The sequence below is a fragment of the Pseudomonas sp. SDT291_1_S447 genome (assembly GCF_054070155.1).
Map to the genome: position 1 here is coordinate 1 of NZ_JBSVXS010000214.1, position 4,598 is coordinate 4,598.

Genomic DNA, 4,598 nt, shown 5'->3' on the forward strand with positions numbered 1-4,598 from the left:
TCAGTCAATATCTAAGTTGATTGATCCACCGCTATCGCGAGCAGGCTCACTCCTACAGGGGATCGCTGTCATCTTTCGGTCATGCGCCTGACTTAATCTCCCCGGCAATCCCCTTGGCTTGATTCGGTGCCGGCATGACCCTGCGTGTTCTGTGCGTTTTTCTCTTGAGTGCGTGGCTGACGGTTTCTGCCGCCGCCCTGCCCCTCCCTGAAAACGGCCCCGCGCTGCGCATTCAAGGTTCCAACACCATCGGCGCCGAACTCGGCCCGGCACTGGTCGAAGGCCTGCTGCAGGAACAGGGTTTGCTGAAGATCCACCGCGAAACCCCGGACACCGCCAATGAATTGCGCATCGTCGGCCAGACCCACGAAGGCAAACGCGTGGTCGTTGAAGTCGCCGCGCACGGGTCCAGCACCGGTTTCACCGCGTTGAAAAATGCCAGCGCCGATCTGGCCGCGTCTTCCCGCGAGATCAAGGACAGCGAGTTGCAGACCTTGCAATCACTGGGCGATCTGAAAAGTCCTGCCGCCGAACAAGTCATCGCCATCGATGGCCTGGCGATCATCCTTCATCCCGATAATCCCCTCCAACAACTGGACACCGAGCAACTGGCGCGGATCTTCAGTGGCGAAGTGAAAACCTGGGAAGACCTCGCCGGACGTGGAGGCGCTATCCATTTATATGCGCGCGATGATCAGTCCGGGACCTACGACACGTTTAAGGAGTTAGTCCTGAGTCGTCGTGGGAAAAGTCTGAGCAACGCGGCGAAAAGGTTTGAGTCCAGCGAACAATTGTCCGACGCCGTCAGTACGGACCCGCAAGGTATCGGCTTCATCGGTTTGCCTTACGTGCGCCAGGCCAAAGCCGTGGCGATTGCTGATGGCGCATCGCAGTCGATGCTGCCGCTCAACAGCCTGATCGCTACCGAAGACTATCCACTGTCGCGGCGATTGTTCTTCTACCTGCCACCCGACAGCAACAATCCTTGGGCGCAGGCGTTGGTGGAGTTTGCGCAAAGTCGTCAGGGCCAGGCGATTGTTGCGGCCAACGGCTTCATCAGCCAGACCGTGCACGCCATGACGGTGGCACCGAATGCGCTGATGCCCGAGGGTTATCAATCCCTCAGCCGTCACGCCCAGCGTCTGACGGTGAATTTCCGTTTCGAGGAAGGCAGCGCGAATCTCGATAACAAGGCGCGTCAGGATCTGGCGCGGGTGTTCGACTATATAAAGCGCCATGACAAGACCGAGCGCGCGGTGACATTGGTTGGGTTTGGTGATGCCAAGGACGACCCGGCACGGGCGGATCTGCTGTCGAAGCTTCGGGCGATGGCGGTTCGGCGTGAGTTGGTGAAGAACGGCGTGGTGTTGCGCGAGGTTCGCGGCTTTGGTGCGTTGATGCCGGTGGCGGCGAACAATGCGGATGAGGGGAGGATCAAGAATCGGCGGGTTGAGGTTTGGGTGTATTGAGCCTGATGTTGATGGGTTGAACCGGCTTACGTCATCGCTGGCAAGCCAGCTCCCACAGGGAGCTCCAGTGAACACAAATTTTGTGAACACCGAAGAAACCCGTGGGAGCTGGCTTGCCAGCGATGAACGATAACGCGGTACTGGATCAGCGTTCGCTACGCAGCATTTCCTTCGGCACATACTTGCCGATCTCGAACTTGCCGATCGCCGCGCGGTGCACTTCGTCCGGGCCGTCGGCCAGGCGCAGGGTGCGTTGCATGGCGTACATGTAGGCCAGCGGGAAATCGTTCGACACCCCGGCCCCGCCATGCATCTGGATCGCCCGGTCGATCACCCGCAGCGCGACGTTCGGCGCAACCACTTTGATCTGCGCGATTTCGCTCTTCGCCACTTTATTGCCGACGGTGTCCATCATGTACGCCGCTTTCAACGTCAGCAGGCGCGCCATGTCGATTTCCATCCGCGAGTCGGCGATCTTGTCGACGTTACCGCCCAGCCGTGCCAGCGGTTTGCCGAAGGCAGTGCGGCTCACCGCGCGTTTGCACATCAATTCCAATGCACGCTCGGCCATGCCGATCGAACGCATGCAGTGGTGAATACGGCCTGGGCCAAGGCGACCTTGCGCAATTTCAAAGCCGCGACCTTCACCGAGCAGAACGTTTTCGTACGGCACGCGCACATTGTCGAACAGCACCTCGGCGTGGCCGTGTGGCGCGTCGTCGTAACCGAATACCGGCAATGGGCGGACGATTTTCACCCCGGGGGTGTCGACCGGCACGAGGATCATCGAGTGCTGGGCGTGGCGTGGTGCATCGGGATTGCTCAGGCCCATGAAGATCAAAATCTTGCAGCGCGGATCGCAGGCGCCGGAGGTCCACCATTTTTTGCCGTTGATCACCCACTCGTCGCCATTCCGTTCGGCGCGGGCGGCCATGTTGGTGGCGTCGGACGAGGCCACGTCGGGTTCGGTCATGGCGAATGCCGAGCGGATCTCGCCGCGCAGCAGCGGTTCGAGCCAGCGCTGTTTCTGCTCTTCGTTGGCGTAGCGCACCAGCACTTCCATGTTGCCGGTGTCCGGCGCCGAGCAGTTGAATGGCTCCGGGCCTAACAGCGAGCGGCCCATGATTTCCGCCAATGGTGCGTATTCGAGGTTGGTCAGACCGGCACCGAGCTCCGACTCCGGCAGAAACAGATTCCACAGGCCTTCGGCTTTGGCCTTGGCTTTGAGCTCTTCCATAATCGCGGTCGGCTGCCAGCGATCGCCTTCGGCAACCTGGCGTTCGAACACCGCCTCGGCCGGATAAACGTAAGTGTCCATGAACGCGGTCACGCGCTCACGCAGTTCTTGCACCTTGGGCGAATAAGCGAAATCCATGATCAATTACCTTCTTGGGCAGAGGTTGTTCAAGTCATGCAATCGATGCTAGAACAGCGCTGATAATTTACCTAGCCTATTCTCGGCGTGTATAAACATTCATCACCGATATATGATCCAGTGATCGTCAGCCCTTAAAAACAAGAGAAGCCGCGTTATGAATCTGAGCAAGGTCGACCTCAACCTTTTCATCGTCTTCGACGCGATCTATACCGAAGCCAACCTGACCCGCGCCGGGCAGATTGTCGGCATCACCCAGCCAGCGGTGTCCAACGCCTTGGCGCGGTTGCGCGAGACCTTTAACGATCCGCTGTTTGTGCGCACCGCGCAGGGCATGGTGCCGACGCCGATGGCGCAGAACATCATCGGCCCGGTGCGCAACGCCCTGTCGCTGCTGCGCGTGTCGGTTCAGGAAAGCCGCATTTTCAACCCGGCGCAGGCGGTCAAGACTTACCGCATCAGCATGACCGACCTCACCGAGGCGGTGATTCTGCCGCCGCTGTTCCAGCGCCTGCGCCGCCTGGCGCCGACGGTGATCATCGAAAGTTTTCTGTCCAAACGCCGGGAAACCACCAAGGAACTGGCCGCCGGGCGTCTGGATTTTGCGGTGGATGCGCCGCTTAACACCGACCCGCAGGTGCGCCACGTCAAGCTGATGGAAGACCGTTACGTCTGCGCGATGCGCAAGGGCCATCCGATGGCGGGCAAGGAAAAGCTCTCGCTGGATGATTATCTGTCGCTGACCCACATCCATATTTCCAGCCGCCGCAGTGGCTTGGGGTATGTAGATCTGGCGTTGGGCAAAATGGGCATTCAGCGCAAGATCGCCCTGCGTTCGCAGCACTATTTGATGGCCTCGCAAGTGATGCAGCAGACCGACATGGTCATGACCGTGCCGGAGCGCTTTGCCCGGCGGCATGAACTGCAGGCGTTTAACCTGCCGGTGAATGATGTGCCGCCGGTGGAGACGCATCTGTATTGGCATGAGAGTACTGACCAGGACCCGGCGAATCGCTGGATGCGTGAGCAGATGATCGAGTTGTGCCAGCAGGTGACGGCGCAGGAGAAGAAGCTCGATAAGGTGTAGGGCTTTTTACCGCGGCGCTGCCACCGCGAGCAGGCTCACTCCTACAGTTGACCGTGTTTCATCTGAAGAAATGCAACCAATTGTAGGAGTGAGCCTGCTCGCGATGAGGCCAGCATGAACACCACAGATCATCCCGCTTGACGTAAACGTCAACCTGCCATTAGCTTAGCGCCAAGACCTTTTTCCGAGCGCTTCCATGAGCAGCCAGACTTACAGCATCTCCGACCTCGCCCGCGAGCTGGACATCACCACCCGGGCGATCCGCTTTTATGAAGAGCAAGGCCTGCTCAGCCCTGAGCGCCGTGGCCAGGAACGCATCTATTCGCCGCGCGACAAGGTCAGTCTGAAGCTGATCCTGCGTGGCAAACGCATTGGCTTCTCGCTGGCCGAATGCCGCGAACTGATCGAGCTTTATGACCCGTCCAGCGGTAACACCAAACAGCTCAACAGCATGCTGGCGAAAATCAGTGAACGCCGCGAGCAACTGGAGCAGCAGTTGCTGGATATCGAACAGATGAAGCTGGAACTCGATACTGCTGAAGAGCGCTGCGTGCAGGCGCTGGAGCAGACGCTCAAGAGCCAGCAGGCGATCTGACAAACAACACAAATCCCCTGTAGGAGTGAGCCTGCTCGCGATAGCGGTGTATCAGTCGAACAAATATTATCT

At 59.1% G+C, this 4,598-nt stretch carries 4 protein-coding genes; 3 read left to right on the forward strand and 1 reads right to left on the reverse strand.

Going from position 1 to position 4,598, the window contains the following annotated elements:
* Positions 1-134: 134 nt before the first annotated feature.
* Complete coding sequence (locus tag ACW9IR_RS28720; protein ID WP_102901267.1) at positions 135-1,469, forward strand: substrate-binding domain-containing protein; 1,335 nt, start codon at positions 135-137, stop codon at positions 1,467-1,469.
* 145 nt (positions 1,470-1,614) lie between these two features.
* On the opposite strand, the gene ACW9IR_RS28725 is transcribed toward ACW9IR_RS28720, so the two are convergent.
* Positions 1,615-2,844 carry an acyl-CoA dehydrogenase gene (locus ACW9IR_RS28725; RefSeq protein WP_102901266.1) on the reverse strand — a complete coding sequence of 410 codons (1,230 nt, stop codon included), beginning with the start codon at positions 2,842-2,844 and terminating at the stop codon, positions 1,615-1,617.
* A gap of 157 nt (positions 2,845-3,001) precedes the next feature.
* Here ACW9IR_RS28725 and ACW9IR_RS28730 point away from each other — a divergent pair, with 157 nt between their 5' ends.
* Together ACW9IR_RS28730 and ACW9IR_RS28735 are read left to right on the forward strand one after the other, a co-directional pair.
* Entirely contained in the window at positions 3,002-3,931 is a 930-nt protein-coding gene (locus ACW9IR_RS28730; protein ID WP_016986544.1) for a LysR family transcriptional regulator, read from the forward strand.
* Between the two features lie 196 nt (positions 3,932-4,127).
* Positions 4,128-4,526 carry a MerR family transcriptional regulator gene (locus tag ACW9IR_RS28735; RefSeq protein ID WP_042559912.1) on the forward strand — a complete coding sequence of 133 codons (399 nt, stop codon included), beginning with the start codon at positions 4,128-4,130 and terminating at the stop codon, positions 4,524-4,526.
* The last annotated feature ends 72 nt before the right edge of the window (positions 4,527-4,598 follow it).

Coding starts and splice junctions, on each gene's coding strand:
- ACW9IR_RS28735 (WP_042559912.1), top strand. CDS start 4,128: ATGAGCAGCCAGACTTACAGCATCTCCGACCTCGCCCGCGAGCTGGAC.
- ACW9IR_RS28725 (WP_102901266.1), bottom strand. CDS start 2,844: ATGGATTTCGCTTATTCGCCCAAGGTGCAAGAACTGCGTGAGCGCGTG.
- ACW9IR_RS28720 (WP_102901267.1), top strand. CDS start 135: ATGACCCTGCGTGTTCTGTGCGTTTTTCTCTTGAGTGCGTGGCTGACG.
- ACW9IR_RS28730 (WP_016986544.1), top strand. CDS start 3,002: ATGAATCTGAGCAAGGTCGACCTCAACCTTTTCATCGTCTTCGACGCG.